The organism is Shigella sp. FC1967 (assembly GCF_001743005.1).
Taxonomy (GTDB): domain Bacteria; phylum Pseudomonadota; class Gammaproteobacteria; order Enterobacterales; family Enterobacteriaceae; genus Proteus.
The window spans coordinates 1-4,097 of record NZ_MIIZ01000729.1; the positions used below are offsets into that span (position 1 = coordinate 1).

General features: G+C 41.2%; 4 protein-coding genes. All 4 read left to right on the forward strand.

What is annotated here, in order from left to right:
* A partial coding sequence (cutC, locus tag BHE89_RS11285) for a choline trimethylamine-lyase (RefSeq protein ID WP_128860487.1) occupies positions 1 to 2,002 on the forward strand: 2,002 nt, incomplete at its 5' end.
* A gap of 100 nt (positions 2,003 to 2,102) precedes the next feature.
* The gene (gene cutD / locus BHE89_RS11290; RefSeq protein WP_069366975.1) at positions 2,103 to 3,053 is read left to right on the forward strand and encodes a choline TMA-lyase-activating enzyme; all 951 of its coding nucleotides are present in this window, start codon (positions 2,103 to 2,105) and stop codon (positions 3,051 to 3,053) included.
* Between the two features lie 13 nt (positions 3,054 to 3,066).
* Positions 3,067 to 3,537, forward strand: coding sequence for a BMC domain-containing protein (locus BHE89_RS11295; RefSeq protein WP_069366974.1), 471 nt, complete (start codon positions 3,067 to 3,069; stop codon positions 3,535 to 3,537).
* The coding region (pduL, locus tag BHE89_RS11300) for a phosphate propanoyltransferase (RefSeq protein ID WP_128860488.1) at positions 3,537 to 4,097 on the forward strand (561 nt) is incomplete at its 3' end. The genes BHE89_RS11295 and pduL, both read left to right, overlap by 1 nt.

Below are 4,097 nucleotides of genomic sequence, written 5' to 3' on the forward strand. Positions count from 1 at the left end.
TTTAGACGAGATCTGTGAAGCTCAATATCGCGAAGCAGGTGTGTGGGAATTTAGTGGTGAAACCTTTGTTAGTGATCTGTCTTATCACCAAATCAATGGTGGTGGTGATACTTGCCCAGGTTATGACGTACTGCTTTTCACTAAGGGCATGAACGGTATTAAAGCCGATGCGCAAGCAAAACTGGCTGAATTAAGCATGGAAAATCCTGCGGATATCGACCGTATTTATTTCTACAAAGCGTCTATTGAAAGCTGTGAAGGTGTGATTGCTTACGCACATCGCATTGCAGAACATGCGCGTGAATTAGCATCAAAAGAGAGCAATCCACAACGTCGTGAAGAGTTACTAACCATTGCTCAAGTTAATGAAAATGTACCCGCTAATCCCCCTAAAACACTACAAGAAGCACTGCAAAGTATCTGGACAGTTGAGTCACTGTTTGAAGTTGAAGAGAACCAAACGGGTCTTTCTTTAGGTCGTTTAGACCAATACTGCTTCCCAATGTATGAAAACGATATCAAATCAGGTCGTTTAACGCGTGAACAAGCACTGGAAATGATGCAAGCCTTTATCATCAAATGTGCTGAGTTAATGTGGATGTCGAGTGAACTAGGTGCGAAATACTTCGCGGGTTATCAGCCGTTTATCAACTTAACCATTGGCGGACAAAAACGCTCTGGTGGCGATGCATGTAACGATTTAACTTACCTGATTATGGATGCTGTACGCTTTGTGAAAGTGTATCAACCATCACTGGCATGTCGTATTCATAACCAATCGCCACAGCAATATATGGAAAAAATTGTTGATGTCGTAAAAGCAGGTATGGGCTTCCCAGCTTGTCACTTCGATGATTCTCATATCAAGATGATGCTACGTAAAGGCTTTGACTTTGAGGATGCTCGTGACTACTGCTTGATGGGCTGTGTTGAGCCACAAAAATCAGGTCGAATTTATCAATGGACATCAACAGGTTATACCCAATGGCCTATCGCCATTGAGTTTGTATTAAATCGCGGTCGTATGGTGTTGTTTGATAGCTACCAAGGTTTAGATACAGGGGATTTACGTGACTTGCGTACCTATGAAGATTTCGACCGTGCTGTAAAAGAGCAAGTGGCACATATCGTTCGTTTATCCGCCATTGGTACTGTGATCAGCCAACGCGTTCACCGTGATGTTGCACCGAAACCATTAATGTCTTTACTGGTTGAAGGCTGTATGGAACAAGGTAAAGACGTCACTGCGGGTGGTGCAATGGTTAACCATGGTCCTGGCCTTATCTTCTCCGGTTTAGCGACTTATGTGGACTCAATGGCAGCTATTCGCAAACTTGTTTATGAAGATAGAAAATACACCTTAGAACAAATCCGCGATGCGCTATTAGCTAACTTTGAAGGTCATGATGAGTTATTACGTGACTGCTTAAATGCACCAAAATTTGGTAACGATGACGATATTGTTGACCAATATGCATTAGATATTACGGAGTGGACTGAGCGTGAATGTCGTAAATATAAAATGCTCTATTCCACGCTGAGCCACGGCACGCTGTCTATCTCTAACAATACGCCAATTGGCGAGTTAACAGCAGCCACACCAAATGGTCGTTTTGCATGGAAACCATTGTCAGATGGGATCAGCCCAACACAAGGCGCTGATAAACATGGCCCAACGGCGATCATCAAATCAATCAGCAAGATGAATGTTGAAACCATGAATATCGGTATGGTTCATAACTTCAAATTCCTGAAAGGTTTATTAGATACCAATGAAGGTCGCCAAGGTTTAATTACTTTATTAAGAACCGCTTCAATTCTGGGTAACGGCCAGATGCAATTTAGCTATGTTGATAATGAAGTACTGAAAAAAGCGCAAGTTGAGCCTGAAAAATACCGCGATTTGATTGTTCGTGTTGCAGGTTACAGTGCTTACTTCGTTGAATTATGTAAAGAAGTTCAGGATGAAATTATCAGTCGTACTGTGATTGAGAAATTCTGATCATAGCCATAGGGGTGGCACAAGCTATCCCTTTTAATCGACAAGACAAGATTTAAATTTATCGAACAGGGATGTTTGATGCAGATTTGGAGGCGTAAAGATGGAGACGGCGGCAGAAACAAGAGGTCGGATATTTAATATCCAGAAATACTCTATTTATGATGGTGATGGTATTCGTACTCTCGTTTTTTTAAAAGGCTGTAATATCCGCTGCCCTTGGTGTTCAAATCCAGAAGGTCTTAGCAGTGAATTTCAGGTGATGTACTCTCACGACAAATGTGTAGATTGCGGTAAATGTGTTGATGTTTGTCCTGCGGGTGTGCACTACATGACAACGAATGAAAGTGGTAAGCAAGTTCACCGTGTTGATCGCGCTGTTGATTGTATTGGTTGTCGCAAATGTGAAGAAGTTTGTATCTCTGATGCGCTTGATATTATGGGAAAAGATGTTTCTGTCTCTGAGTTAATGAAAATCATCATGCAAGATTATGACTTTTATATCTCTTCAGGCGGTGGTGTCACAATCGGTGGCGGTGAAATGAGTTTACAAACTGATTTTGCGGTTGCGCTTTTACGAGAATGTAAAAAGATGATGATCAATACCGCTGTGGAAACACAAGCGACCACTAACGTGGCGAATTATGAAAAATTAGCGGAAGTGGTTGATCAATTTCTGATTGATATCAAACACATTGATACGACTCAGCATAAAGCATTGTTTGGTATTGGTAATGAGAATGTCCGTCGTAATTTAGAGCGTTTAATGGATCTAGGTGCCAATGTGGTGATCCGTATGCCTTTAGTACGAGGTTATAACGACTCTTATGATGCGATCACGGGCGCGATTAACTACGCAATGGAACTCTCAAAACGTGGCAATATTCAGCGTATCGATATTCTTCCTTATCACCAATTTGGACGTAATAAGTACGAAAAATTGGAAATGATCTATCCGATAAAAAACGATCCAAGTTATACGCCAGAAGAGCTAGATAGTTTAGAAGCCTTCTTTAAGAAATTTGATTTCGATATCCGTCTTGTCCGTCACTAAGTAGGAGAGAAAGATGAACAGTTTAGGTGTGATTGAAACTCGTGGATTAACCGCAGCCATTCAAGCAGCAGATGCCGCCTGTAAAGCCGCAAATGTAGAAATTATCGGATACCGAAAAGTAGGATCTGGCTTGGTATCAGTCTGTTTTCAAGGTGAGATCAGTGCAGTAAGAACAGCGGTTGATCATGGTATTGATGTCGTGAGCCAAAAAGAGTTAGTGATTGGTTCATTGGTTATCGCAAGACCAGAGCCAAGTGTGATCACTAAATTACTGACAATAAAAAGTAAGAAAAAAGCATCGGCTGTTGCTGAAAAAACGCAAGAGACTGCCCTTGAAACAGTTATTGAAACAATAGTTGAAGCCCCAAAAGCCGTTGCAGATTTACAGGCTCAAAATATTGCTTCTGAAACTAAGAACGTTACAGATAAAGCACAAAGTAGTAAAAAAGAGATCAAACCAGAAAGCCGTAAAGGTAAAAAATAATGATTAATCAACAACTCATGGGGAAAATTCTCTCTCGCTTACCCGCACATGGAATGATGTCGGGAGAGACACAAGGAATGGCCATCCCTGTTGGTATTTCTAATCGTCATGTGCATCTTTCACAACAAGATGTTGAAGCATTATTTGGCAAAGATTATCAACTCACCCGGTTTAAAGATCTTAAACAACCGGGTCAGTTTGCCGCAAAAGAGTGTGTGATTGTTGTGGGATCTAAAGGCTCGATCAGTAAAGTGCGTGTTTTAGGCCCCGTTCGCCCACAAAGTCAATTAGAAATTTCAAAAGCGGACTGTTTTGCATTAGGTGTAAAAGCACCTGTACGTGAATCAGGTGATTTAGTTGGTTCTGGCAATGCTGTTTTAATGGGACCTGCGGGTCATGTTGAATTAAAAGAGCAGGTGATTTGTGCTCAGCGTCATATTCATATGAGTGAAATTGACGCCAGAATGTTCAACGTCACTAATGGTCAAAAAGTACACATTAAAACAGAAGGTGAGCGTAGCCTGATTTTTGATGAGGTCATTGTTCGTGTGAGTGAAAAA

Excerpts from the sequence above, each read along its gene's own strand:
- BHE89_RS11295 (WP_069366974.1), top strand. The coding sequence starts at position 3,067 with ATGAACAGTTTAGGTGTGATTGAAACTCGTGGATTAACCGCAGCCATT.
- cutD (WP_069366975.1), top strand. The coding sequence starts at position 2,103 with ATGGAGACGGCGGCAGAAACAAGAGGTCGGATATTTAATATCCAGAAA.